This window comes from Acinetobacter sp. ANC5681 (assembly GCF_023488045.1).
Taxonomy (GTDB): domain Bacteria; phylum Pseudomonadota; class Gammaproteobacteria; order Pseudomonadales; family Moraxellaceae; genus Acinetobacter.
The window spans coordinates 1-25,538 of sequence record NZ_JAMFKZ010000030.1; the positions used below are offsets into that span (position 1 = coordinate 1).

21 protein-coding genes and 1 pseudogene are annotated in these 25,538 nt (G+C 40.9%); 9 read left to right on the forward strand and 13 right to left on the reverse strand.

What is annotated here, in order from left to right:
- A pseudogene (locus M5121_RS13320) lies at positions 1 to 137 on the forward strand (IS701 family transposase); the annotation flags it as partial.
- A gap of 47 nt (positions 138 to 184) precedes the next feature.
- On the opposite strand, the gene M5121_RS13325 reads toward M5121_RS13320, so the two are convergent.
- Entirely contained in the window at positions 185 to 1,249 is a 1,065-nt protein-coding gene (locus M5121_RS13325; protein ID WP_249571416.1) for an AraC family transcriptional regulator, read from the reverse strand.
- 128 nt (positions 1,250 to 1,377) lie between these two features.
- Here M5121_RS13325 and M5121_RS13330 point away from each other — a divergent pair, with 128 nt between their 5' ends.
- Positions 1,378 to 2,838: a coniferyl aldehyde dehydrogenase gene (locus M5121_RS13330; protein WP_249571417.1), complete on the forward strand. Its 1,461-nt coding sequence runs from the start codon at positions 1,378 to 1,380 to the stop codon at positions 2,836 to 2,838.
- 53 nt (positions 2,839 to 2,891) lie between these two features.
- On the opposite strand, the gene M5121_RS13335 is transcribed toward M5121_RS13330, so the two are convergent.
- Genes M5121_RS13335 through kdpA form a run of 5 tightly spaced genes read right to left on the reverse strand, consistent with a single transcriptional unit; the run spans position 2,892 to position 10,641 of the window.
- The gene (locus tag M5121_RS13335; protein ID WP_249571418.1) at positions 2,892 to 3,596 is read right to left on the reverse strand and encodes a response regulator; all 705 of its coding nucleotides are present in this window, start codon (positions 3,594 to 3,596) and stop codon (positions 2,892 to 2,894) included.
- An 11-nt stretch (positions 3,597 to 3,607) separates the two neighbouring features.
- Positions 3,608 to 6,256, reverse strand: a complete 2,649-nt coding sequence (locus M5121_RS13340; protein WP_249571419.1) for an ATP-binding protein — start codon at positions 6,254 to 6,256, stop codon at positions 3,608 to 3,610.
- 13 nt (positions 6,257 to 6,269) lie between these two features.
- On the reverse strand, positions 6,270 to 6,905 hold the full coding sequence (gene kdpC, locus M5121_RS13345) for a potassium-transporting ATPase subunit KdpC (RefSeq protein WP_249571420.1): 636 nt from the start codon (positions 6,903 to 6,905) through the stop codon (positions 6,270 to 6,272).
- Between the two features lie 9 nt (positions 6,906 to 6,914).
- Positions 6,915 to 8,927 (reverse strand): potassium-transporting ATPase subunit KdpB, encoded by a 2,013-nt coding sequence (kdpB, locus tag M5121_RS13350; protein WP_249571421.1) that lies wholly within the window; start codon positions 8,925 to 8,927, stop codon positions 6,915 to 6,917.
- Between the two features lie 16 nt (positions 8,928 to 8,943).
- Complete coding sequence (kdpA, locus tag M5121_RS13355; RefSeq protein ID WP_249571430.1) at positions 8,944 to 10,641, reverse strand: potassium-transporting ATPase subunit KdpA; 1,698 nt, start codon at positions 10,639 to 10,641, stop codon at positions 8,944 to 8,946.
- Between the two features lie 488 nt (positions 10,642 to 11,129).
- Here kdpA and M5121_RS13360 point away from each other — a divergent pair, with 488 nt between their 5' ends.
- Together M5121_RS13360 and M5121_RS13365 are read left to right on the forward strand one after the other, a co-directional pair.
- Positions 11,130 to 12,407: a transporter gene (locus tag M5121_RS13360; RefSeq protein ID WP_249571422.1), complete on the forward strand. Its 1,278-nt coding sequence runs from the start codon at positions 11,130 to 11,132 to the stop codon at positions 12,405 to 12,407.
- A gap of 273 nt (positions 12,408 to 12,680) precedes the next feature.
- Positions 12,681 to 13,910, forward strand: a complete 1,230-nt coding sequence (locus M5121_RS13365) for an OmpP1/FadL family transporter (RefSeq protein WP_249571423.1) — start codon at positions 12,681 to 12,683, stop codon at positions 13,908 to 13,910.
- 86 nt (positions 13,911 to 13,996) lie between these two features.
- On the opposite strand, the gene thrH is transcribed toward M5121_RS13365, so the two are convergent.
- Positions 13,997 to 14,614 carry a bifunctional phosphoserine phosphatase/homoserine phosphotransferase ThrH gene (gene thrH, locus M5121_RS13370; protein ID WP_087543234.1) on the reverse strand — a complete coding sequence of 206 codons (618 nt, stop codon included), beginning with the start codon at positions 14,612 to 14,614 and terminating at the stop codon, positions 13,997 to 13,999.
- A 172-nt stretch (positions 14,615 to 14,786) separates the two neighbouring features.
- Here thrH and M5121_RS13375 point away from each other — a divergent pair, with 172 nt between their 5' ends.
- Both M5121_RS13375 and M5121_RS13380 read left to right on the forward strand, forming a co-directional pair.
- The gene (locus tag M5121_RS13375) at positions 14,787 to 15,521 is read left to right on the forward strand and encodes a phosphoadenylyl-sulfate reductase (RefSeq protein ID WP_249571424.1); all 735 of its coding nucleotides are present in this window, start codon (positions 14,787 to 14,789) and stop codon (positions 15,519 to 15,521) included.
- A 183-nt stretch (positions 15,522 to 15,704) separates the two neighbouring features.
- On the forward strand, positions 15,705 to 17,090 hold the full coding sequence (locus M5121_RS13380) for a WS/DGAT/MGAT family O-acyltransferase (protein WP_249571425.1): 1,386 nt from the start codon (positions 15,705 to 15,707) through the stop codon (positions 17,088 to 17,090).
- A 36-nt stretch (positions 17,091 to 17,126) separates the two neighbouring features.
- Here M5121_RS13380 and M5121_RS13385 read toward each other — a convergent pair whose 3' ends face one another.
- The 6 genes from M5121_RS13385 to M5121_RS13410 all read right to left on the reverse strand — a co-directional run bounded on the left by M5121_RS13385 (position 17,127) and on the right by M5121_RS13410 (position 21,879).
- On the reverse strand, positions 17,127 to 17,300 hold the full coding sequence (locus M5121_RS13385) for a PA1571 family protein (protein ID WP_004664584.1): 174 nt from the start codon (positions 17,298 to 17,300) through the stop codon (positions 17,127 to 17,129).
- 134 nt (positions 17,301 to 17,434) lie between these two features.
- Positions 17,435 to 18,889 carry a ribonuclease G gene (rng, locus tag M5121_RS13390; protein WP_249571426.1) on the reverse strand — a complete coding sequence of 485 codons (1,455 nt, stop codon included), beginning with the start codon at positions 18,887 to 18,889 and terminating at the stop codon, positions 17,435 to 17,437.
- Between the two features lie 48 nt (positions 18,890 to 18,937).
- Complete coding sequence (locus M5121_RS13395; RefSeq protein ID WP_087535740.1) at positions 18,938 to 19,498, reverse strand: Maf-like protein; 561 nt, start codon at positions 19,496 to 19,498, stop codon at positions 18,938 to 18,940.
- Positions 19,486 to 19,977, reverse strand: a complete 492-nt coding sequence (mreD, locus tag M5121_RS13400) for a rod shape-determining protein MreD (RefSeq protein ID WP_249571427.1) — start codon at positions 19,975 to 19,977, stop codon at positions 19,486 to 19,488. The genes M5121_RS13395 and mreD overlap by 13 nt, the downstream gene beginning before the upstream one ends.
- Entirely contained in the window at positions 19,964 to 20,821 is an 858-nt protein-coding gene (gene mreC, locus M5121_RS13405) for a rod shape-determining protein MreC (protein WP_005161943.1), read from the reverse strand. Before mreC ends, mreD begins: the two co-directional genes overlap by 14 nt.
- Positions 20,822 to 20,838: 17 nt before the next feature.
- Entirely contained in the window at positions 20,839 to 21,879 is a 1,041-nt protein-coding gene (locus tag M5121_RS13410; RefSeq protein ID WP_004664594.1) for a rod shape-determining protein, read from the reverse strand.
- Positions 21,880 to 22,012: 133 nt separating this feature from the next.
- Here M5121_RS13410 and gatC point away from each other — a divergent pair, with 133 nt between their 5' ends.
- From gatC to gatB, 3 genes are read left to right on the forward strand one after another with little or no spacing between them, the layout of a single operon-like run.
- Positions 22,013 to 22,330 (forward strand): Asp-tRNA(Asn)/Glu-tRNA(Gln) amidotransferase subunit GatC, encoded by a 318-nt coding sequence (gatC, locus tag M5121_RS13415; RefSeq protein ID WP_004664595.1) that lies wholly within the window; start codon positions 22,013 to 22,015, stop codon positions 22,328 to 22,330.
- Positions 22,331 to 22,383: 53 nt separating this feature from the next.
- The gene (gatA, locus tag M5121_RS13420; RefSeq protein ID WP_249571428.1) at positions 22,384 to 23,862 is read left to right on the forward strand and encodes an Asp-tRNA(Asn)/Glu-tRNA(Gln) amidotransferase subunit GatA; all 1,479 of its coding nucleotides are present in this window, start codon (positions 22,384 to 22,386) and stop codon (positions 23,860 to 23,862) included.
- Positions 23,862 to 25,331 (forward strand): Asp-tRNA(Asn)/Glu-tRNA(Gln) amidotransferase subunit GatB, encoded by a 1,470-nt coding sequence (gene gatB, locus M5121_RS13425; protein ID WP_249571429.1) that lies wholly within the window; start codon positions 23,862 to 23,864, stop codon positions 25,329 to 25,331. Before gatA ends, gatB begins: the two co-directional genes overlap by 1 nt.
- The last annotated feature ends 207 nt before the right edge of the window (positions 25,332 to 25,538 follow it).

Genomic DNA, 25,538 nt, shown 5'->3' on the forward strand with positions numbered 1-25,538 from the left:
AAAAGAACCAGTTTGAGCGGATCTTTGAAAATGTATATCGTTGGCAGAAGAAATTATTTAGACCAATCATCAAAGACTTCATTGATGACTTTATTCTCGATAAAAATCATCTGCTACCACAGAGAATCTATAAATGATAGTGCGTAAGTCCTATTTTAAATAACGTCTAGTTCTTTGCATTTCACTAAGCAAACTTTTTACGATATTGATTAGGCGAAATTCCCGTCCAGTGACAATACGCTTTCCTAAAGTTTGAAGTATCTGAAAAACCAAGTCTTTCGGCAATTTCGTCCATACTCAGTGTCGTTGCAGCCAGATATTCATCAGCAAGACGTGTTCTCGTACTATCCAATATTTCTTGGTAACTCACGTTCAGATCGGCTAAACGGCGATATAAAGTTCTTTTAGATACATTTAATTGATCTGCCATCTGTTGAGCAGTTGGAAAATTCCCAACACTGTCCAAGAAAATAAGACGAATCGTTTTGATCAGTTCAGATTCCTCATCATTTTCATCTCCCAACATCCGTTCACAAAAAGATTGGCACATATCCGCAGTAATCGGGTTTGCATTTGGACAAGGCGCATCTAACCATGCTAAATCGAAATGCCATTGCATCACCTCTGCATCGAATTCCACAACACAACCAAACACCTTTTGGTATGCATCTGCATATTCAGGGGCAGGATAAGGCAGCAATAACCTTTTAGCTTGAAATGGCGCTTCGAGTACACACTGAATTAAGGTCTGCATTGAACTAAACCAAAACTCGCAAATTAATGGTAATAAATGTCCTAAAGCAATAATTTCTTTAGCTTCAAAAATTGCAGTATCATTTTGTATATAAAATGATTTTTGCAGTACAGGACTGGCTAATTTTATATGGCGAATGCCAAGTTCGACGGCTTGTTGAAAATTACGGGAAGAGTACAGTGCATAACCATACACCCCAAAATCTGATAATTTTTGTTTTTGCCCTGCCCGAAGCCCGATCAATGGATCTTTAGACAAAGATTGAATATTTTGAAATAGCTTCAACTTTTGATATTGAGATATTGTTGTGGTCGCACTTGTCAGCGCATCATGCGCAATACCCGTACCGTCCAACATCTGAGCGATGGAATATCCTTGTTTTTGCATTTCATCAAACAAACTGCTTAAACCAAGTATAGGTGTGCCCTGACCGAATAGCGTATGATCATAACGAGCTTCAATATAGATATTTTGCTCAATATTCTGTTTAGGCATTTTTACTTTATCCATTCGATCAGTAGATAATGGCACTAAATTACTTTTTGTTGTCTCAATTTAACATCGACTAAAAATTCAATCAATCATAAAGTCTATTTTTACCAATAAGCATGGAAGGAGCAACAATGACACTTTCTCATTCGCAGGAATTTAGCGACTCGGCAACTAAACATATGCGCTTGGTATTCGCCCAACAACGTGCTGCTTTTGATGCGCATCCATATCCTGATCTCGATGCTCGACGTACAAAATTATTCAAACTTAAAAAACAAATTATTCGTTACCAAGATGTTATCGCTGCTGCCATCAATAGCGACTTTAGTTCCCGATCGGTAGATGAATCAAAGCTATTGGACTTATTAGGCTCTGTTTTGGAAGCAGAACATGCTATTCGACATTTACGTAAATGGATGCGACCGAGTAAGCGTAGTACTGAATTACTGTTTTTATCAAACCGTCTGGCTGTCCAATATCAACCGAAAGGTGTGGTCGGCGTGATTGTGCCGTGGAACTTCCCTGTTTATTTAGCACTTGGCCCATTGGTTGCGGCAATCGCTGCGGGTAATCGAGTCATGATTAAACTGCCCGAGATTACGCCTGCAACCAATGCAGTGCTGAGACGCATGCTGGCTGAAGTTTTTACTGAAGATGAAGTTTGTATTTTCGGTGAAGAAATTCTTGATCCGGCACAATTCACATCACTCCCTTTTAACCATATTGTGTTTACAGGTTCACCTGCAATTGGTCGAGTGGTAATGCGTGCAGCAGCAGAAAACCTAACGCCTGTCACATTAGAATTAGGTGGTAAATCCCCTGCGCTTGTCAGTCGACATTATCCCTTAGCCGATGCAGCTAAACGCGTATTGCATGGTAAGGCAACCAACTGTGGGCAAATCTGTGTTGCACCTGACTATGCACTTGTACCTAAAGAACAAGTGAATCAATTTGCAGAAGAATGTAAAAAGAATTTTACGGCAATGTATGGCAGTAACATCAGCAATAATTCTCACTACACCTCTATCGTCAACGATCGCCATTTCAAACGTTTATTAGAAATCCTAGACGATGCCAAAGCCAAAGGTGCTCAAATTATTGCCTGTGCCGAATATGATCGTGATAAAGATGCACGTCGTATGCCTGTACATATTGTACTGAATTGCACACCCGACATGCGTATTCTCAAAGAAGAGCTGTTTGGCCCAGTATTGCCCGTAGTTGCTTACGATAACGTTGATGACGCGATCGCCTATATCAAAGCAGGTGAACGACCTCTAGCACTCTATTGTTTCACTCATGATTCAACTGAACGTGACCACATCTTAAAACAAACTCATTCAGGTGGTGTCACGATCAATGATTGGGGTTGGCATGTGGTCAACCATGATGCACCATTTGGTGGTATTGGTAACTCTGGTATGGGGACTTATCACGGTGAAGAAGGTTTCCGTGAGCTTTCACATGCGAAAACGGTTTTTGCTCGCCATCGCTTCTTCCCAACGCAATTATTCTATCCACCTTATGGCACTTGGGTGCAAAAACTGGCATTAAGTTTCTTCTTGAAAAAAGGCGACCCAAACCTAAAATAAACGGTTTATTCGTCCGAAAGAGAGTTTTGCAAACTCTCTTTTTTATTTCCAATTTAGGATTGCCCTTGAAAACGTAACCCCACGCCTGCAATGGTAAAAATATATTTTGGAGTGACCGCAGAATCTCCAATTTTGCTGCGGAGTTTTTTCACCAAGATTCGAAGATAATGGGTATCTTCTTCATGGCTAATGCCCCATAACTCGGTCATAATTTGTTTTTGTGTGACGATCTTACCTTGATGGCGAATCAAGAGTGCTAACAGTTGAAATTCTTTTTTGCTGAGCACAATTTCTTCCTGAGCAAATGTCACCACATGTTCAGCCACATCCACAGATAATTGACCATCATCAAATACAATGTTCTGTTCAGACTGTTGTGGTTTATTGCGAAACATGACTCGAATACGGGCACATAATTCCTGAATGCTAAACGGTTTGGTCACATAATCATTCGCGCCTGCATCGAGCAATTTAATTTTTTGATTTTCATCAGGACGTGCAGATAACACAATCACAGGAATATCTGACCACTGCCGCATCTCGGTTAACACCCGCTGTCCTTCCATATCAGGTAAACCCAAATCTAAAATCAGTAAATCAGCACCCCGTGTTGCCAAAATTTCTAAGCCTTTCATGCCATTTTCAGCAACATGCACCTGATAACCTTGCGCACGTAAAGCAATGTCTAAAAATTTTCGAATTTGAGGTTCATCATCAATAATTAAAATTGATGCATTCGGATGGGTTGTTTGCGGCATAAATAATAATTTTAATCCTGATCTAACGGTAATCGTATGCGAATTAAAGTACCTTGACCATCTGTTCCAGCAAAAGCTTCGATACTGCCCATATGAGCACCAATAATCGCTTTGACAATCGCCAACCCTAAACCTGTTCCTGTTTTCCCTCGATCGCCACGCTGCATGGTATAAAACATATCAAATATTTGTTCACGTTCATCTTCAGGAATACCAATCCCTTGATCCATAATATCAATTTGCAGAAATTGTTCCTGTTGCTGAATCTTTATTTCAATCGGAACATTCTCTGGTGAAAACTTGGCTGCATTTTCCAAGACATTAAAAATGGCTTGTTCAATCAAAGCAGGATGCACATACAATTGAGGAAGTTCTTCCGCCAAAGCAACCTCAATTTTGACCTCAGGCTGATAGCGTTTAAGCCGTTGCGTTGCCGAGCCAATCAGTTCATCCACACCGATCCAAGCACGGCTTAAAGTCAACCCCTGATGACCTAAACGAGTCATGTCCAACAGGTTTTGAATATAACGATCCAATCGTTCCCCTTCAATGTGAATGGTGTCTAATAATTCATGGCGATCACTTTCAGGCATCTGTTCACCATAATATTTAAGCGTATCTGCTGAACCAATCATCGCGGCTAAGGGTGAACGTAAATCATGCGATACCGAAGACAGCAAGGCGGAGCGGAGCTTTTCCGTTTCAGCCACTACTCTAGAATTTTCTAACTGTAACGAGAGTTGAACCCGAGCAACGGTTTGCGCAATATCTTCAATCATCAACTCAGTTAAACGTTGCAATTCAAAACTGATGGTTTGAGCATTTTGATGAAAGCGAATTGCAATCACCCCATATTCTTTCACCAAATTTAACGGAATAAACCACCAATCAGAATTGGTCAACGTATTGGTAAAACGTCCACAGGGTTTCGCATTCTTCTGCGTCCAATCTGCGGCAATTTGATCTTTTTCATTTAAGACGGATGGATCACCTAAAGACTGATTTTCAACTTTTAACCAAACCGTGGCATTTAATGAAGTTTCCAAATGTTGTTTGGTAACGATAAGTACTTGCTCAATATCGACACAGGTCGATAGCTTGCGCTCTAATTCTTGTAACTGTAACGACACTGAATTTGCAGCACGTAGGCTAAGCACCTGAGCGCGTAATTGGTTGGCTAAACGCCCAACCAGTAAGGCTGAGACAATGAACGTGATAATGGTAATCACCCCACGTTCAGCACTAATCATAAAGGTAAAGCGAGGCTCGATAAAAAAGTAGTTATAGAGTAAAAAACAGACGAATACGCTGATAATTGTAATCAACATGCGGGCACGTATCGCAACCAATAATACAGTCACAATAAAAATTAAGGCTAAGTCGCTATACCCAATAAAATGATCACTGATTGCCGCCACAATCAGTCCTAGCAATACAATGATGATACTTTCAACTACTTCACGTTGAGTAAAAGCCAAGCCTTTTTCTAGCCAAGATGAATGAGCCACATTTGTCTGCAAACGCTTTTCATTATTTTTGGCTTTTAAAGGCTGAACAAAGGTGATTTCAAAAGGATGCTGTTTCTCTAACAGTTGATCGGCAATATGATCTGAAAATAGGCGCTGCCATAACGATTTTTGAGGGCTTTTACCGAGTAAAATATTAGATGCACCATAATCATAAGCCGCTTGTAAAATGGTCGATGCAATATGATTGCTATACAGCAAATAGGTATCTGCACCGAGCTTACGCGCTAGATTAAAAGCCTTCGTCACTGCAAAGGCTTGGGTCGTTTCAACCTTACTTTTTTGAATCGAAATGACGCTCCATGTGGCATTGCGCCTTTCTGCAATCCGATGGGCACGGCGCACCAAATCTTCAGAGAATTCAGAACCATCAATTGCCAACATGACGTGATTTTGAATCGGAATAATCTGCCCTTGCGCAACAAATTTTTCTCGATAATCAATATCGACCTGCCCTGCAACAGTTTGAATTGCCAGATCACGTAACGCTGTCAAATTCGCAGCTTTAAAAAAACCTTGTAATGCATGGGGGGCAACATCGGCGAAATAAATCTTGCCATGATTCATTCGTTCTAATAATTCAGGAACAGGCAAATCAACCAGTCGAATATCTTTCAAACGTTTAAGTAATGCATCGGGGACAGTTTCAGTGACACGAATCCCCGTAATTTGAAAAACCACATCATTCAGACTTTCCAAATGCTGAATATTTAAGGTGCTATAGACATCAATGCCTGCATCCAACAACTCATTGACATCTTGCCAACGATATTCATGCCGACTATTGGGTACATTGCGATGGGCAAGTTCATCAACAAGCACAATTTGAGGCTTTAATTTAAGAATTTGGTCGAGATCCATCTCTTCCAACATTCGCCCCTGATATTCCACAGACTTCCTTGGAATAACATTCAACCCTTGAATCAAACGTTCGGTATCAGATCGACCGTGAGTTTCCACCACGCCGACCACCACATGCTGCCCTTGTTGCGTCAGTTCATGCGCTCGGGTCAGCATGGCATAGGTTTTTCCTACCCCAGGTGCTGCACCCAAGAAAATGGTTAAACGTCCAGATTGTTCACGTTGACTATGTGCCAACCATGCATCTGCTTTATTGTTTCGGTCGATCTGCATAAGGTCTGCTCTATCAACGTATGGTCGATGACAATTGCTCTAAGGCTAAATTTAACTGCAACACATTCACTCGCGCTTGCCCATATACGCCGAACTGTGCAGGCTGAATTTGTTGTTGTACCAAATCACGAACTTGTTGCTCAGGTAAATGACGTTGCTGTGCCACTCGTTTCACTTGTAAAAAAGCACTTTCAGGTGAAATATCAGGGTCAATCCCACTGCCTGATGCCGTAACCATATCGTTCGGTACCTTCTGCTCTAAAATATGATTGTCTTGAGCAAATTGCACTGTTCGCTCTTTAATTAGTGTTTGTAAGTCAGGATTGGAAACTGCCAAATTACTGCCCGCCATCCCATCAACACTGTAACTTACCGCACTCGGTCGTCCATGGAAATATGGTTCACTAACAAAGTTTTGTCCTACCAAACTTGACCCCACTACTTTACCATTCAGTTCAATGACACTGCCATTGGCTTGTTTCGGAAAAATCAACTGCGCAATCGAAACACTTGCTGTAGCGTACAACATGCCTGCAATCAAGAAACCAACCGTAACCAAACCGAGGCTTGGGCGTAAAACCGAATGAACAGGATTCGATAATTGAAGATTTTTTTGGTTCAATTGCTCATGCTTCAATAAAGTATTCATTTCTCACTCCTAAATCCACAAAGACACAACAAGGTCAATCAGCTTGATCACAATAAATGGAAAAATGACCCCACCTACACCGTAAATCAGCATATTACGGCGTAACAATTGCAGCGCACTGGCAGGTTTGAATTGAACACCTTTGAGTGCCAATGGAATCAGCATTGGAATGATCAAGGCATTAAAGATCAAAGCGGAAATCACGGCACTGCTTGGACTACTAAGTTGCAAAATATTCAATACCCCAAGTTGTGGAATTGCCACCGCAAACAATGCAGGTAAAATGACAAAGTACTTAGATACATCATTTGCCAAAGAAAAAGTGGTTAATGCTCCACGAGTAATCAATTGTTGCTTACCAATTTCGACCACATCTAGCAATTTGGTTGGATCAGAATCTAAATCCACCATATTGCCCGCTTCTTTGGCTGCTTGAGTACCTGAGTTCATAGCTAAACCAATATCTGCCTGTGCCAAGGCTGGTGCATCGTTGGTGCCATCACCCACCATTGCGACTAATTTTCCTGCTGCTTGTTCGTTACGAATACACGCCAATTTGTCCTCAGGTCTCGCTTCTGCAATATAGTCATCCACCCCTGCTTCGGCCGCAATCGCAGCCGCAGTCAATGGATTGTCTCCTGTGACCATAATGGTTTTGATGCCCATCTCACGTAACAGTGCAAAACGTTCTTTAATGCCTTGTTTGATCACATCCGACAGTTCAATCACACCCAAAATATTGTGATTCGAAGCCACTACGAGTGGTGTTGCACCTTTAGAAGCCACTTGCTCTACACGAGTTTTAAGCTTAATGTTGTCTTGAATATTTTGATGGGTAAAGTTAAGAATGGCATCGACAGCACCTTTACGAATCGTTTGTCCAGTTGCTAGATTTACTCCTGAAAGACGAGTTGAGGCACTAAACTGAATGAATTCGGCATCTTTCGGCTCTTGGATACTTTCACCTAATTCTTTCCCAAGGCTGATGACCGACTTCCCTTCAGGCGTTGGATCGGCAAAAGAGGTCAGCATCGCTGCTTGGCGTAACTCACTAGGTGTCACACCTGCCAATGGATAAAAAGCAGTCGCTTGGCGATCTCCATAGGTGATCGTGCCGGTTTTATCCAAGAGCAACACATCAATATCACCCGCAACTTCAACCGCTTTACCTGATTTGGCTAAGACATTGGCTTTTAAAGCACGGTTCATCCCTGCAATCCCAATTGCAGGCAGCAAGCCACCAATCGTGGTTGGAATTAAACACACCAACAGTGCAATCAGCAAAACCATACTGATTTTGATCCCAACCATTGAACCAATAAAAGGTAAGGTTGCCACCACTACAATAAAGGTGATGGTCATAATATTGAGTAAGATACTCAGTGCGATCTCATTCGGTGTTTTTTGACGATTAGCACCTTCAACTAGGGCAATCATACGGTCTAGGAAGCTATGCCCTGCCTCATTACTGACTCGAATAATAATTTCATCTGACAAAACCTTAGTTCCACCAATCACACCTGAACGGTCAGTATTGGCTTCACGCAGTACGGGCGCAGACTCACCTGTAACGGCTGATTCATTAATCGTGGCAAAACCCTGAATAATCTCACCATCCGCAGGAACAATTTCACCAGCTTTGACGACAACTAAATCATCCTTTTTCAGTAAATTTGCAGAAATCACTGTCGGTACGGCATTCAGGTCGGCAATTCGATTCGCCGTTAAGTTTTCACGTGCCTGACGTAAAGATGCAGCTTGTCCACGTCCCTTAGCTTCTGCAACCGCCTCGGCATAATTGGCAAATAAGACCGTGACCAATAAAATCAAGCTTAGGGCTAAACCAAAACCTAAACTGGTATTTCCCATCAAAGTGGCAACAAGGGTTAAAACTGTTCCTACCCACACACATGCCATCACTGGATTTTTAACCGCGTGTTGAGGTAGCAATTTATGGAAAGTTTGCTGAATAATTTCTTTATTCAAGATATCCATCTGTTGTGTCGCATTTGAATGTTTCATTGTGCTTGCTCCACGCTTAAACTTTTATCGATAAATAGTCAGCAATTGGCCCAATCACCAACACTGGCATGAATTGCAACAAGGTGAGGATCAACACAATCCCGATTAAAGTCAGGGCAAAGGTTGGAGATTCGATCTGTAAAGAACCTTTGCTTTCGGCTGCTTGCGGTTTGGTTGCTAAACTGACTGCAATTAAGATTGGAATGATCAACACGCTATAACGCCCTGCCAATAAAGCCACATTGGCACTTAGGTTCCACCAAAGCGTGCTATCACCTAAACCTTCAAAACCCGAACCATTGTTGGCATACGCGGAGACATACTCATAAAACACTTGGCTAATGCCGTGAAATGCGGGATTGGAATTCCCTGTCATGGATGGGAATGCAATAGCAATCGCAGTCAAACCAAGAATCACCACAGGTTGTAAAAGAATCAGTAGCGCTAATAACTTAATTTCAGTGACTTCAATTTTTCGACCAAACAATTCAGGGGTACGCCCTGTCATCAAACCTGCAATAAATACCGCAAGAAATAGGTAAATAAAGAACTGTAATAGCCCACACCCTATGCCGCCCCAAATGGCATTGATCAACATATTGCACAGTTCAACCAATCCCGTCAGTGGTGAGGCAGAGTCATGCATCATATTGACTGAGCCGTTATTCACTTGTGTAGTCAAGCTTCCCCACAATGCAGATGCTTCAGCACCGAAACGCATTTCCTTCCCTTCCATCAAAGCAGTATTTGGAGTGAGCGAAGATTTTTCAGCCCACAGGGTCAATAGCGTTGAAGAAAGAGACATTAGCAACATGCTGCCAAAAATCATCCACATCAGTTTTTTACGTTGAATAAACCGTCCAACCATAAACACCGCAGAAAGTGGAATCAGTAAAATTGCTATCATCTCAATCACATTCGACAGTGGTGTTGGATTTTCTAAAGGCACACTACTGTTTGGGCCATACCAACCGCCACCGTTACTACCGAGTTGTTTAATCGCCACCATCGGTGCAACTGGGCCGAGTGGAATATGTTGAGTTTTGACTTTTGTGCTTTGCTCTAAAACTTGCGCTGTTGGCCCCGCAGATAAGGTTGCTGGCACACCTTGAAAAGTGAGTAGTAAAGAAAAAATAAATCCCAAAGGAATGAAAAATCGAAATAGTGGTCGGATGATATCCATCCAGTAGTTACCCAAATTAATACGATTCCATTTGTTTTGATCTAGGTCTTGTTGTTGAGCTGATTGTAAAAATAATGCTCTTAACATAGCCACCAATAAGGCAAGCCCCATAATCGGCGACAAATATTGCAATCCCACAATCACGGTCATTTGTGACAGATAGGACAGTTGAGCCTGTCCTGAATAATGTTGCTGGTTGGTATTGGTCAGAAATGAAATGGTGGTGTGTAAAGCCAAGTCCCAATTCATATTCGGAATATGATCAGGATTCAATGGTAGCCATGCCTGTGTCATTAAAATAGTAACACTCGCCCCAAGCAGTAGAACATTACTCAGAACAAAAGCACCTAGATATTGCCGCCAGTTCATGCCCACTTGCTTCACATTTAGAACAGCGTAGATTGGTTGTTCAATCCACTTAAAGAAGCTGTCACTTTTCATTGGTTTGGTTTGCATTACATCCGCAAGATAGTGTCCTAGCGGATAAGCCAACAGCAATGAAAGGATAAATACTGAAATAAATTCCCACATAGCAAATGCCATTTAAAATAGGTCAGCTTTAGTATGGAAATTGAGAGCGTAAATTCTCTATATTGAAAAAAGTAAGAGGCGTAAATTTTGCGTAAACTTACTTAAAATGGATCTTAAATCGCTAAAAATTGAGTGATTTTTTAAATATGAAGAAAAAAAATGTATTTTTTACAAAAAATCTTTGACCTTAGGAATTTTTTTTTTTGAAAAAATGCAAAAAAATAACACGCTAGTTTTTAGTTAATAATCTATATTTATCACTATATTACCAGTAAAAATAGAAATATACACCAACATAAATAGCATTATTTTTATCCTGTTTCATGTCATCAATCGTACTGGGTAGTTCATTTAGAATATTTACTCTTATTTTAATTATGGTATTTTTGTTACATGAAGTTATAGCAAATCATGTGTGGTAAATGATTTGGCTTACCAATGATAGCTTCTCTACCTAAAAAATCTTGAAGTTCAAGGAAAGATTTAAAATGAAATTAAAACATCTTAGCACTGCCATGATTTTAGCGACGCTGCCTGCAACTGGAGTATTTGCAGCAGCATTAGATCGTTCAGGTCAGTCTATATCTGCCTTTTTACAACCAGGTAACTATTTTGAAGCTGGTCTTTCGGTTCTAGATGCAGATGTTTCAGGCACAACAAAAGCCAATTACCCGAATGCTGCACTACCATTACTCTCCAATACTAGTGTTGGTGAAATGGCTGATTCTTATCAATTTGCTCATGCAGCATTAAAATTACAACTTGCTGACCAACTTTCATTTGGTTTGATCTATGATCAACCATTTGGAGCAAAAGCAACCTATTCAACTGATACCGCAAAATTACCTGCTGTGCTTCCTGGTGCTGCTGCTGCACTTCAAGGACAAGGCGCGTTTCATAATGGCACTGAAGGAACTTCAGTAGAAGTTGAAACTCAGAACATCTCTATGCTTTTTGGTGTTCAACCGATTAAGAACGTTAATCTTTATGCAGGTGGCGTATACCAAACTGTAAAAGGTGGTGTGCAATTACGTGGTGCTGCTTATGGTGGGATAAATGCTTTTGGTGGCTATAATGCCGATATTCCAGAAGATTCTGCTGCTGGTTGGTTAGCTGGCGCTGCATATCAAATTCCTGAAATTGCTTTAAAAGCTTCTGTTACATATCGCTCTGAAATTAAACATAAAGTTAATATTGATGAATCATCTGCTGGTGTTGGACCAATCGCAGCGATTTTAAATAATGCTACAGGTTCTACAGATATCACTACGCCTCAATCTGTAAACTTAGATCTTCAAACAGGTATTATGGCGAACACTGTTGCATTCGCAAATGTTCGTTGGGTAAATTGGAAAGATTTTGCAATCCGTCCTTATGCATTTGGTGTTGCAGCTAATGCAGCGACAGCTGCAGTTGGTGGAAAAGGATTTGATTTAGTTGCCTACACTGATGATCAATGGTCTGTAAATGCAGGTGTTGGACGTAAGCTTAATGAACAATGGGCTGGTAATGTTTCTGTAGGTTGGGATTCTGGTGCAGGTAACCCTATTACAACACTTGGTCCAACAGAAGGTTATTGGAATCTTGGTGTAGGCGTTCAATTTAGTCCAGCAGCTAACTACTTTATCTCTGGTGGTGTGAAATACTTCTGGCTAGGTGATGCTAAAGCTCAATCTGGTGCTCAATTCAATACTGACAATTATGTCGCTGATTTTACAAGTAATAATGCGATCGCATACGGCATGAAAATTGGTTATAAATTCTAATCCATGCTCTTAAAAAAAGACCATCATCAGATGGTCTTTTTTTCACAATTGAATTTGTTCCTCAAAAATCAACATACTCTCCATGAGAATTAATTACAATCAATGACTTATAATAAAATTAATTAAACTAACTAGTATATAAAATTACATGACTCAAGAAATTTCCATGACTTTATCAGTTCATTTATGGACATTTGTAAAATATTTAGGCTTTAAAAAATTGTGTTACTTTTCGCAACATTATTGTTACAAAGCGATATGAGAGAAATATCAATGAAGCTTAATGCGATTCAGCATGCTCTTTTACTTAGCTTACTCCCAAGCACTTCAGTTTTTGCAGCAGCATTAGACCGTTCTGGTCAATCTATTGCACCTTTTTTACAACCAGGCAATTATTTTGAAGCTGGTATCTCCGTTCTTGATCCTGAAGTATCGGGGAAAGATACTTCACAAAATAACACTGGTAATATGGCAGGTAACTATTACTCGCCAAACGCTGCTTTAAAACTTCAAGCAACCGAAAAATTCTCTATTGGCCTTATTTATGACCAACCTTATGGAGCTGATGCAGAATACAAAGGCAAAAATAACTTTATTGAAAGTCGCCCTTTTCCATTTAAAGGTGGTACTTCAGTTACAGTTGATACTGAAGATTTGAATTTAATTTTAGGTTATCAACCAAATCAAAACTGGAACATATATGCAGGTGCAGTTTATCAAACATTAGATGCAACGGTATTATTACGTGGTGTAAGTTACAGTGCTTATAGTGGTTATGACTTTAAAACTGGACGTGATGAAGCTCTTGGTTGGTTAGCTGGTGTCGCTTATCAAATTCCAGAAATTGCACTCAAAGCATCTTTAACATATCGTGCAAAAATCAAGCATGAAATGAATGCTTATGAAAAGCATGGTATTGCAGGAATGACTCTATCAGCAGATCTAAATGCGGGTTTAATTCAAATTAATAAATCTGAAGGTCAAACAGAAATCACCACACCTCAATCTGTTAATCTTGATTTTCAAACTGGGATCATGGAGAACACGATTGCATTTGCGAACTTACGTTGGGTGAATTGGAAAGACTTTGCAATCCGCCCTTATAAATTTGGCGAAGCTTCACTTTTATCAGATATTGTAAAAAATACTGGTAAAAAAGATGGTTTTGATTTGGTTGCCTATACAGATGACCAATATTCTATAACTGCTGGCGTAGGCCGTAAAGTCAATGATCATTGGGCTGGTAATGTATCTGTTGGTTGGGATTCTGGTGCAGGTAACCCAGTTACAACACTCGGGCCAACAGAAGGTTATTGGAATGTAGGCCTAGGAGTTCAATATAGCCCTGCCCCGAATTACTTTATTGCTGGTGGTGTAAAGTATTTCTGGTTAGGAGATGCTAAAGCTCAATCAGGTTCTCAATTTAATACGCCTAACTACGTAGCTGAGTTTAAAAATAATGATGCGATCGCTTATGGTTTGAAAATTGGTTATAAATTCTAATAAATAGTAAAAAAATAAAAGGCGCTTAGAAGCGCCTTTTATTTTTAAATTTCCTTTACCTTTCATAAAAAGCTTAGAAATTTTAATTATTCTGGAATATCGCGTTGTGAAACAGCACGAATCGCCTGTTTTAGTGCCTCATAGCCATGCAATGGTGGAAACTGTGGGAATTCAGCAATCACATTTTCTGGCGCATCAAATAAGAAACCATGATCCGCTTCACCCAACATGGTCGTATCATTATAAGAGTCACCTGCAGCAATCACACGGAAATTTAAACCATGTAATGCTTTCACCGCCTGACGCTTTTGATCAGGTTGGCGTAATTTATACGCCGTAATCATACCATTTTCATCAGTTTCAAGTTTGTGACAGAAAATCGTTGGCCAACCCAGTTGTTTCATCAATGGATGTGCAAACTCATAAAAAGTATCAGATAAAATAATCAGTTGAAAATGTGTACGTACCCATTCAACAAATTCTTTTGCACCTTCAAATGGTCCCATATCAGCAATCACAGCTTGAATATCATTTAAACCCAAACCATGCTCTTTTAAAATGTTTAAACGTTGAGTCATTAAAACATCATAATCTGGAATATCGCGCGTCGTCGCTTCTAATTCTTTAATTCCTGTTTTCTTGGCAAAGTTAATCCAGATTTCTGGTACAAGTACCCCTTCAAGGTCTAGGCATACGATTTCCATGAATGCATCCAATGTTGATTAAAAATTGCTGTATCATACCATTAAGATTTTCATTTTTTGCGCTGTTGTTAAATAAAACGATTTTATTCTGCAAGATTAAAATCGAAGACAAGCAAATGGCTTTGCTTAGAATGATTTACAATTGTACCCAAGCCTTTCGCCAGGAACACCTATGACTGTTATTCCGACTATTGACCTTGTAGATGCGCTCGCTACTGAATATTCAGATAAATCACCACGAGAAATTTTAGAGCTTGCTTTAAGCCAAGAAGGCGAAATTGCAATTTCATTTTCTGGTGCTGAAGATGTTGTATTAATTGATATTGCTTCGCGTCTTGGTAAACCATTCCGTGTATTTAGTTTAGATACAGGGCGTTTACATGCAGAAACCTATCAATTTATTGAAACTGTGCGTAAACATTACAATATTAAGATCGAAATTTGCTTCCCTGAATCCGCTGCTGTACAGCAGTTAGTAAATGAAAAGGGGTTGTTTAGCTTTTTTGAAGATGGTCATCAGGAATGCTGTGGCGTTCGTAAAGTACAACCTTTACGTAAAAAATTAGCGACTTTGGATGGTTGGATTACAGGTCAACGTAAAGATCAAAGTCCAGGCACACGTAATGAGATTCCCGTGGTTCAAACGGATGTTGGATTTTCAGGTGAAGGCAAGCAATTGATTAAATATAATCCGCTTGCAAATTGGAGCAGTGCAGATGTATGGAGTTATATTCGAATGATGGAAATTCCATATAACCCGCTGCACGAACGTGGTTTTATTTCAATTGGTTGTGAACCATGTACTCGTGCTGTATTACCAAACCAACATGAACGTGAAGGTCGTTGGTGGTGGGAAGAAGCAACTCACAAAGAGTGCGGATTACACTCGGGTAATCTGAAAAAATAATTCCTAGCAGATTTGGTATATAAAAACCACTGATTCATCAGTGGTTTTATTTTTTCTAACTCTTCAGTACAAAGTCATATTTTAACCAGACCAAACCGTATATACTTTACACGACGGTTCAATAATTCTAATAAGAGCTCAAAGAGTATCTTATAAAAAATGCAATGAGAGGCTATATCTGCTATGCGCCCATTACACCCTATTGATTTTATTTTTCTTTCATTAGAGAAAAGACAGCAACCTATGCATGTAGGGGGATTATTTTTATTTGAAATCCCAGAAAATGCATCTCCGACATTCGTGCATGATCTTGTTCAAGATATCCGTCAATCGAAGAGTATTCCGGTTCCTCCATTTAACAATCAACTGACAGGATTATTCTGGGGTGAAGATCCTGAATTCGATATCGATCATCATTTCCGTCATATCGCGTTACCAAATCCAGGGCGTATTCGTGAACTATTGGTCTATATTTCACAGCAACACAGTTCCTTGATTGACCGTGCTAAACCACTATGGACATGCGACATTATTGAAGGCATTGAAGGCAATCGTTTTGCAATGTATTTCAAAATTCACCATGCGATGGTGGATGGTGTTGCAGGAATGCGATTGATCGAAAAATCACTCTCCAAAGACCCAAATGAAAAGCATGTCGTACCATTATGGTGTGTCGAAGGGAAGCGAACCAAACGCTTAAAAGCACCTAAAACCCCTGCTGCAAGTAAAATCAGAGGCGTTTTGGATACGATTAAATCACAGTGTGAAGTTGCACCTAAAGTGATGCAGGAACTTTCACAAACCTTATTTAAGGAAATCGGGAAAAACCCTGATTATGTCTCAACATTTCAAGCACCACCATCGATCTTAAACCAACGTGTGAGTTCTTCTCGCCGTTTTGCTGCACAATCTTTTGAGTTGGAACGTTTCCGCCTTATCGCTAAAACACTTGGTGTAACACTCAATGACGTAGTACTAGCAGTTTGCTCTGGTGCATTACGTGAATATTTGATTAATCAAAATAGTTTGCCCAAAAAACCTTTGATTGCGATGGTTCCTGCTTCATTGCGTACCGATGATTCTGATTTCAGCAATCGTATTACCATGATTTTGGCAAACCTAGCCACTCATATTGCAGACCCAATTGAACGTTTAGAAATTATTCGCCGTAGCGTACAGAATTCAAAGCAGCGTTTTAACCGCATGACTGCAAATGAAATCCTGAACTATAGTGCATTAGTCTATGGACCAGCAGGTTTAAACATCGCTTCAGGAATGTTACCGAAACGTCAGGCATTTAATCTAGTGATTTCGAATGTACCAGGTCCACGTGAACCATTATATTGGAATGGCGCAAAATTGGATGCGCTCTACCCTGCTTCAATCGTCATGGATGGCCAAGCACTAAATATTACAATGACAAGTTATTTAGATAAGTTAGAAGTAGGTTTGATTGCATGTCGTAATACAGTACCTAAAATGCAGACACTTCTTACGCATTTAGAGGACGAAATTCAGCGTTTTGAACAGGCCATTCAGGATTTGCCTGAACAGAAAGTTGCGAATTAAATTCACAGAAAAAATTAAGGGGCTTTAAATCGCCCCTTATTTTTTAATTGTACGACAACGCTGTAATAGTTGATGGCAGGCTAAACGGATCATTGCCGTAGTAATTTGGACCTCTTTACCTTGGCTATCAACCATATAACATGTATTGACTGGATTACTGTCTAAAACATGCTTAAAACCATGATTCACTAATCTTTCGCTCACATTCATAATTATATACCTCATATTATTTGCTAAGGTACTCAAGATACCTATGGCTCATTCTATGGTTCTAGTATTTAAAATTCATGATAGAAAGTAAAATTTCAGTTGTAACAAGGATTAAGCGAAATTTTGTTACAACTTTAGCTCAGAATGATATCGTATTGCTCTTGCGTATACAGATTTTCGACCTGAAATTTAATCACGCGATTAATGAAATGTTCCAAATCGGCCACGGCTGGGGCTTCTGCTGTGAGTAGCCGATCAATGACTGCTGGATGTGCAACGACAGTAAAGCCACTCTTGGAATCAAATGCACGGGCATAACGCAAAATTTCTCGAAATATCTCGTAACATACTGTCTCTGCGGTCTTCACATATCCACGTCCCTGACAAGTTGGGCATGACTCACATAATAAATGTTCTAAAGACTCACGTGTACGTTTACGTGTCATTTCAACCAAGCCTAACTCTGAAACTTGGGTGATTTTTGTTTTGGCATGATCACGTTCAAGCATACGTTCAAACTGACGCATGACCTCTTGTCGATGCTCAAGCTCTTGCATGTCAATAAAATCAATAATGATAATGCCACCCAAATTACGTAGACGAAGTTGTCTCGCAATGACTTGTGTCGCTTCCATATTGGTTTTAAATACCGTGTCTTCTAAACTACGGCCACCCACATAAGATCCTGTATTCACATCAATGGTGGTCATGGCTTCAGTCTGATCTATCATCAGATAGCCGCCTGACTTAAGTGCGACACGGGTCTGCAACGCTTTTTGAATATCTTCTTCGACGTTATACAAATCGAAAAGTGGCTTTTCGCCGGGATAGTGAATCAGACGATTTTCAATCGTTGGCACAAACTCAAGCACAAACTCACTTAACTTGGCATGAATCTCACGAGAATCGACATAAATTTTTGCCGTTTCATCACTGGCTAAATCACGCACAATTCGTTGTGGTAAAGGTAATTCTTCAAAAATAAGTTCAGGTGTCGCAACTTCTTTTTGCTTACGTTGAATATATTCCCAAAGCTTACTCAAATAACACATATCTTGTGCAATCGAAGCTTCATCTACACCTTCCGCTGCGGTGCGAACGATCACACTACCCGGTAAGCTGTGTTCGGTCTGAATGCGTTCAATCATGCTACGAAGTCGATCACGCTCTTCTTCTGATTCAATGCGTTGTGATACACCGATATGATTACCATAAGGCATTAATACAAGATAACGCGATGGGATAGAAAGATCTGTGCTTAGACGTGCACCTTTAGTTCCCAACATGTCTTTCATCACTTGAACCGTCAACATCTGTCCCGGATGCAGAAGCTCAAAAACATTTGGGGTAGGTTGCGAACGTGACCAGACCATATCATTGATATGTAAAAAAGCAGTCCGAGACAATCCAATATCAACAAAAGCAGCTTGCATACCCGGCAGTACACGTACCACTTTACCTTTATAAATATTACCCACTAAACCACGTTTTACAGTACGCTCAACAAATAATTCATTGACCGTACCATTTTCAATTAAAGCCACACGACACTCCATCGGTGTGACGTTAATTAGCAATTCTTCTGCCATAATCCACTCAAAATTTTATAAAAATTCTTATATCCGAAAGTGTCTACTTTAAATTTTAACGCTTTCTAATAACAGTGCTGTTTCGTACAACGGTAAACCGACCACATTACTATAACTCCCCCGAATTTGGGGAATATATTGAGCTGCGATCCCTTGGATTGCATACGCCCCTGCTTTTCCAACAGGTTCACCCGTTGCCCAATATTTTTCCATTTCGGTATGACTTAACTGTTGCAACTCGACTTGAGTTCTAACCACTTTACTTAAGCATTGGACAGAGCTTGCCACACAAATTCCAGAGTACACATCATGCCATTGCCCAGAAATTGTTGACCAGATTTCAAATGCGTGCTGCTTTGATTGTGGTTTTCCAATGATCTTACCTGCAAAACTTAAACTGGTATCCGCAGCAATCACAATTGCATCAGGAAATAAACCAAGAACAGCATGTGCCTTTGCTCTCGCCAATCGTTCAACATAGTGTTCAACAATTTCACTTTCTCGGACACTTTCATCGATATCTGGACTATATATTTCAAAGTCCAGACCTAACTGTTGTAGCAGTTCTTTGCGACGAGGTGAACTCGAAGCTAAAATTATACGCGCCATTTTTGTAAGCAGTAATAAACCATCGGCCATCCTATCACGCTACTAACAAGCGGTTGCCAATGTCGCGCTATTGAAAAATGTGTACTCGATATTGTTTGACTCATCCACAAAAAGGTTAAGTGTGCAATAATTGCAAGTACAGCGATTACCCATGAGTTCGCGAAAGTTAAAATTCGACGTTCACGAATAAAATAACGCGTACCAAACGTAATCAAAACAAAACTTAGTGCATTTAAACCCAAAGGCGCATCTAACAATAAATCAGTGAAAATCCCCACTCCAAAGGCGAACCAAACCCCGCACCAACTAGGTTGATAAAGAATCCAGAACAGCATTGTCATCAACATAATTGATGGTCGCCATCCTGAAGCTTCGTAAGCAATTGGATAAACTAAAAGAACTGACCCGATAATAATTGAGATGATAATCATCCAAAGTGGATCTTTACGTTTTTCAAAACTCAATCTAGCGATCGGCATAAGGTTGCTCCTGCGCTAAAGATTCTGAAAATAACACTACCACATGATGACCACTGGCAAGCTGTGCCGCAGGAATAACATCAATTTCTGCAAACTCACCTGAAGTATGACGGCTAACCTTAGAAACAGTACCCACCAAATAACCAGCAGGAAAATGTTCGCCCAAACCCGAACTAAATACTTTATCGCCCACTTGGATGTTGGCGCTCGTCGGAACATATTCCATTTTTAGGCGACCTAAATCACCTGTTCCAGATACAATCGCACGCATTCCTGTCCGTTCTAAACGCACAGACAGCGAATGTTCTTTATCTGATAACAACATGATACGAGAACTATGCGGGTACACATTAATCAGTTGTCCCATAATCCCTTTATCATCGAGAACAGTTTGTCCAACTTTTAAGTGATCCACAGAGCCACGGTTAATGATAATAATATGGCGTAATGGGTCGGCATCGGTTCCAATCACTTCTGCAATTTGCATGCGACCATCAATAATCAATGGCGTATCCAAAAGCCCCCTTAAACGGTTATTTTCCGCGGAGAGTTCTGAAAGTTTTTGGAGTCGAACTTGAGCTTGAAGCAGTTCAGCCTGCATTGCGGTATTTTCACGGCGCAATTGAGTTTCAGATTTGGTTTGTTGGTTCAGCCATTCTCGCGACAATACAGGATAACTTGCCAGCGCATAAATTGGATTATACGCTGCATACAAGACATCTCTTGCAGGTTGAATCACATAAGGCATGCGCCAATCAAAGAAAAGCACCACCAAACATGAAATAACCGCAATAATAAATGAGCGAAAAGATGGCGGTTGTCTTGAAAAAAGATTCGGTTGCACCGCCTAGTCCTTATGATTTAGCCAACAAAAAGCATGTCATGGTTCGGATTATCAAAGAACTCTAAGACTTTACCGCCACCACGCGTGACGCAAGTTAAAGGATCATCCGCAACAATCACAGGTAGACCTGTTTCTTGCGCCAGCAGTTTATCAAGGTTACGCAATAATGCGCCGCCACCAGTCAACACAATACCGCGCTCTGCAATATCCGAAGAAAGTTCAGGTGGAGTTTGTTCTAAAGCAGATTTTACTGCGCTCACGATGCTTTGTAATGGGTCAGCAATCGCTTGTGAGATTTCATCAGAAGTGACGGTAATCGCACGTGGCACACCTTCTGCCAAATTACGACCACGAACTTCGATTTGAAGGGTTTTGCCATCAGTCACAGCCATACCCACTTCTTTCTTAATGGTTTCTGCTGTGGTTTCCCCAATCACGCAACCATGCGCTTTACGCACATAATTGATAATTTGCTCATCAAATACATCGCCACCGATACGTAATGAATCGGCATAAACACAGCCTTGTAATGAAATGATCGCAATCTCGGTCGTACCGCCACCCACATCAACCACCATCGAACCACATGCTTGTTCGACTGGCATACCTGCACCAATCGCTGCCGCCATTGGCTCTTCAATCAAACGCACATCACGTGCGCCTGCATTAAATACAGCCTCACGAATCGCACGACGTTCAACTAGAGTCGATTTACATGGGACACACACCACAACACGCGGTGCTGGTGGAAATAAACGCTTTTCATGTACTTTACCGATAAACTGATTCAACATGGTCTCAGTGACTTCAAAATCGGCAATCACACCGTCTTTCATCGGACGAATCGCTGAAATATTCGCTGGTGTACGACCTAACATTTGTTTAGCATCAAGACCAACAGCAGCAACAATTTTTTGCGAACCGCTATGACGAATCGCCACAACAGTCGGTTCATTTAATATAATGCCACGGCCTGGTGCATAAATAAGTGTATTTGCCGTACCTAAATCAATGGCTAAATCCGGCGAAAACAAGCCAATTAGTCGTTTTAGAATCACGGGGGCGTTCTCAATTAAACTTTGTATGGATGCAAGGTGGCAACTTTAACGAAATGTGATGCTTTGAACAAGTCAATCGCTTATTATAACGCACGATATTTTGCAATTTTTTGATACTGAATTAGGTAAAGTTATGTCTACATCATCAGATGCTCAGCAGACAACGGACTTAAATGCACAGACCGTTTCAGCGATTGCACATCTTGCTCGCTTGTCTCTAAATGACACGCAATCTACTGAATATGCTCAAAGTTTAAATAAAATTCTTGGCATGATGGAAAGCCTAAAAGGCATTAATACCGATAACGTTGAGCCTTTGAAAAGTCCTTTTGATAATCCGCAACCTTTACGTGCTGATATTGTAAGTGAAAGCAACCATCGTGATGAATATCAAGCAGTCGCTCCTGCAACAGAAGCAGGCTTATACCTCGTACCTCGCGTAATTGAATAATTTTTATTCAATTAACTCATATTTTATATTTAGAATGTAAAGAAATTTTTCATATGACAGATTTACATCGCTTATCAATCCGTGAACTCTCTGAAGGGCTAAAACAAGCTCAATTTTCATCACGCGAATTGACCGAACATTATTTAAAACGTATTGCCAAAATTGACCCGAAAGTAAAAAGTTATGTAACGGTGACAGCAGAACAAGCACTTATTGAAGCTGATGCTGCTGATGTTGCACTTAAGTCAGGTCATGCACATGTGTTGGCAGGTATTCCTCTTGCACACAAAGACATTTTTTGTACCCAAGGCATTAAAACCACTGCCGGTTCAAAAATGTTGGATAACTTCATTTCACCTTACGATGCGACCGTCGTTGCCAAAGCCAAAGCTGCAGGTCTTGTGACTTTAGGTAAGGTGAATATGGATGAATTCGCAATGGGTTCAACCTCTGAAAGTTCATATTTTGGCGCGACAGGTAACCCGTGGGCATTAGATCATGTCCCAGGTGGTTCATCAGGTGGTTCCGCTGCGGCTGTTGCTGCGGACTTAGCTCCGATTGCAACAGGTACGGATACTGGTGGTTCAATTCGCCAACCAGCTTCATTCTGCGGCTTAACAGGCTTAAAACCGACCTATGGTCGTGTATCACGCTTCGGTATGATTGCGTATGCATCCTCACTCGATCAAGGTGGTCCAATGGCACGTTCTGCGGAAGACTGTGCATATTTGATGAATGTGATTGCAGGTCATGATGCCAAAGACTCAACTTCGGTGAATAAAGAGGTTGACGATTACGTTGCTAACTTGAATGGCACACCAGTCAAAGGCTTACGCATTGGTATTCCAAAGCAATACTTCAATGTGGCAGGTTTAGACGCCGATGTAAAAGCACGCGTTGAAGAGTCATTGAAAAAACTTGAAGAGATGGGTGCAATCTTGGTTGAGATTGATCTCAACATGACTGAAGCCTATGTACCGACTTACTACCTGATCGCCCCTGCGGAAGCTTCTTCGAACCTGTCACGTTTCGATGGTGTACGCTATGGCTACCGTTGTGAAAATCCAGTGGATTTAATGGACTTGTACAAACGCTCACGTTCAGAAGGTTTTGGTGCTGAAGTACAACGTCGTATCCTGATCGGGACGTATGCCCTGTCTGCGGGTTACTACGATGCCTACTATGTCAAAGCACAAAAAGTACGTCGTTTGATTCAGCAAGATTTCTTGAAAGCATTTGAAAATGTTGACGTGATTGCTGCACCATCTGCACCAACCACAGCATATAAGATCGGTGCAAACCTCAGTCCGACTGAAATGTATTTAGGCGATATTTATACCCTTGCAGTGAACTTGGCAGGTCTGCCTGCGATCAACGCACCTGTTGGTTTCGATAAAGACAGCTTGCCTGTGGGCTTACAGTTGATCGGTAACTACTGGTCAGAATCACAATTGCTTTCGATTGTGCATCAATATCAACAAAATACAGACTGGCATACCAAACGTGCGGCAATTGCTGAGGAGAATGCATAATGACTGAAGCTCAAAAGTTAAAGTTAATTGACGGTTGGGAAGTCGTTATCGGGATCGAAATCCATACTCAGCTTGCCACAAAGTCTAAAATCTTCTCAGGTTCATCGACTGAATTTGGTCAAGACCCAAATACACAAGCCAGCCTTGTTGATTTAGCCATGCCGGGCGTATTGCCTGTATTGAATGCCGAAGTGGTTGATCTTGCAATTCGCTTTGGTTTGGGTATTGATGCCTATATCGATCAAGCATCTGTGTTTGCGCGTAAAAACTACTTCTATCCAGATTCGCCAAAAGGCTATCAAATCAGCCAAATGGACAATCCGATTGTGGGCTTGGGTCATATCGACATTCAACTGGAAGATGGTACGACCAAACGCATTGGTGTGACCCGTGCCCATCTTGAAGAAGATGCAGGTAAATCGATTCATGACCAATTTGAAGGCATGTCGGGTATCGACTTAAACCGTGCAGGTACACCGTTACTTGAAATCGTATCTGAGCCAGATATGCGTTCGGTTGAAGAAGCGGTTGCTTATATTAAAGCGATTCACACTTTGGTACGTTGGTTAGGTATTTCTGACGGGAACATGGCTGAAGGCTCTTTCCGTGCCGACTGTAACGTGTCATTACGTCGTCCGGGTCAACCTTTTGGTACACGCTGCGAGTTGAAAAACCTCAACTCATTCCGTTTCATTGAGCAAGCGATCAATGTTGAAATTGAACGCCAAATGGAAATTTTGGAAGATGGCGGCACGATCGACCAAGAAACCCGTTTGTTCGATCCGAACAAGATGGAAACCCGTTCCATGCGCTCGAAAGAAGAAGCGAACGACTATCGCTACTTCCCTGATCCAGACTTATTGCCAGTGATCATTGCCGATGAACAGATTGAAGCGGCACGTGCTGCGCTTCCAGAGTTGCCTGCTGCTCGCCGTGCCCGTTTTATGGCTGACTTCGGTGTAACTGAATACGATGCACACGTATTGACGCTGTCACGCGAAATGGCTGACTTCTACGAAGCTGTTGTCGCTGCTGCTGGCGGTGCTGCGCAAGGTAAGGTCTCTGCAAACTGGGTGATGGGCGAATTCTCAGGTGCTTTAAACAAAGCAGGCCTAGAGTTGGCTGACTCTCCAGTTTCCGCTGAGCAATTGGGTGGCATGATCGCACGTATCGTGGATAACACCATTAACGGTAAAATCGCGAAGCAAGTGTTTGGCTTTATGTGGGAAGCAGAAGGAAAATCTGCGGATGACATTATTGCTGAGAAAGGCTTAAAGCAAGAAACCGATACAGGCGCGATTGAAGCGATTATCAAAGACGTGCTTACAGCCAATGAAAAAATGGTTGAAGAGTACAAGTCTGGTAAAGAAAAAGCCTTTAACGGTCTGGTTGGTCAAGTCATGAAAGCAGCAAAAGGTAAAGCCAACCCTGCACAAGTGAATGAATTGATGAAGAAATTGATTGGTTAAGCTGATCTAATTTCAAAAGAAAACCCGCTTTAGAGCGGGTTTTCTTTAAGTTCAATTAAATTATCGGAAAAGGAATTAATTATTAAATAATGATTTGATCCACCAATTTGAACCTCAATACCACTTGATGTGTGCTTAAAAAACAGGAGGGTTTAACTTGGTAAACTATACATACTCATTAGGAGTTTACCATGAGCAAGAAACAGA

Coding starts and splice junctions, on each gene's coding strand:
- M5121_RS13325 (WP_249571416.1), bottom strand. CDS start 1,249: ATGCCTAAACAGAATATTGAGCAAAATATCTATATTGAAGCTCGTTAT.
- M5121_RS13330 (WP_249571417.1), top strand. CDS start 1,378: ATGACACTTTCTCATTCGCAGGAATTTAGCGACTCGGCAACTAAACAT.
- M5121_RS13335 (WP_249571418.1), bottom strand. CDS start 3,596: ATGCCGCAAACAACCCATCCGAATGCATCAATTTTAATTATTGATGAT.
- M5121_RS13340 (WP_249571419.1), bottom strand. CDS start 6,256: ATGCAGATCGACCGAAACAATAAAGCAGATGCATGGTTGGCACATAGT.
- kdpC (WP_249571420.1), bottom strand. CDS start 6,905: ATGAATACTTTATTGAAGCATGAGCAATTGAACCAAAAAAATCTTCAA.
- kdpB (WP_249571421.1), bottom strand. CDS start 8,927: ATGAAACATTCAAATGCGACACAACAGATGGATATCTTGAATAAAGAA.
- kdpA (WP_249571430.1), bottom strand. CDS start 10,641: ATGTGGGAATTTATTTCAGTATTTATCCTTTCATTGCTGTTGGCTTAT.
- M5121_RS13360 (WP_249571422.1), top strand. CDS start 11,130: ATGAAATTAAAACATCTTAGCACTGCCATGATTTTAGCGACGCTGCCT.
- M5121_RS13365 (WP_249571423.1), top strand. CDS start 12,681: ATGAAGCTTAATGCGATTCAGCATGCTCTTTTACTTAGCTTACTCCCA.
- thrH (WP_087543234.1), bottom strand. CDS start 14,614: ATGGAAATCGTATGCCTAGACCTTGAAGGGGTACTTGTACCAGAAATC.
- M5121_RS13375 (WP_249571424.1), top strand. CDS start 14,787: ATGACTGTTATTCCGACTATTGACCTTGTAGATGCGCTCGCTACTGAA.
- M5121_RS13380 (WP_249571425.1), top strand. CDS start 15,705: ATGCGCCCATTACACCCTATTGATTTTATTTTTCTTTCATTAGAGAAA.
- M5121_RS13385 (WP_004664584.1), bottom strand. CDS start 17,300: ATGAATGTGAGCGAAAGATTAGTGAATCATGGTTTTAAGCATGTTTTA.
- rng (WP_249571426.1), bottom strand. CDS start 18,889: ATGGCAGAAGAATTGCTAATTAACGTCACACCGATGGAGTGTCGTGTG.
- M5121_RS13395 (WP_087535740.1), bottom strand. CDS start 19,498: ATGGCGCGTATAATTTTAGCTTCGAGTTCACCTCGTCGCAAAGAACTG.
- mreD (WP_249571427.1), bottom strand. CDS start 19,977: ATGCCGATCGCTAGATTGAGTTTTGAAAAACGTAAAGATCCACTTTGG.
- gatC (WP_004664595.1), top strand. CDS start 22,013: ATGTCTACATCATCAGATGCTCAGCAGACAACGGACTTAAATGCACAG.
- gatA (WP_249571428.1), top strand. CDS start 22,384: ATGACAGATTTACATCGCTTATCAATCCGTGAACTCTCTGAAGGGCTA.
- gatB (WP_249571429.1), top strand. CDS start 23,862: ATGACTGAAGCTCAAAAGTTAAAGTTAATTGACGGTTGGGAAGTCGTT.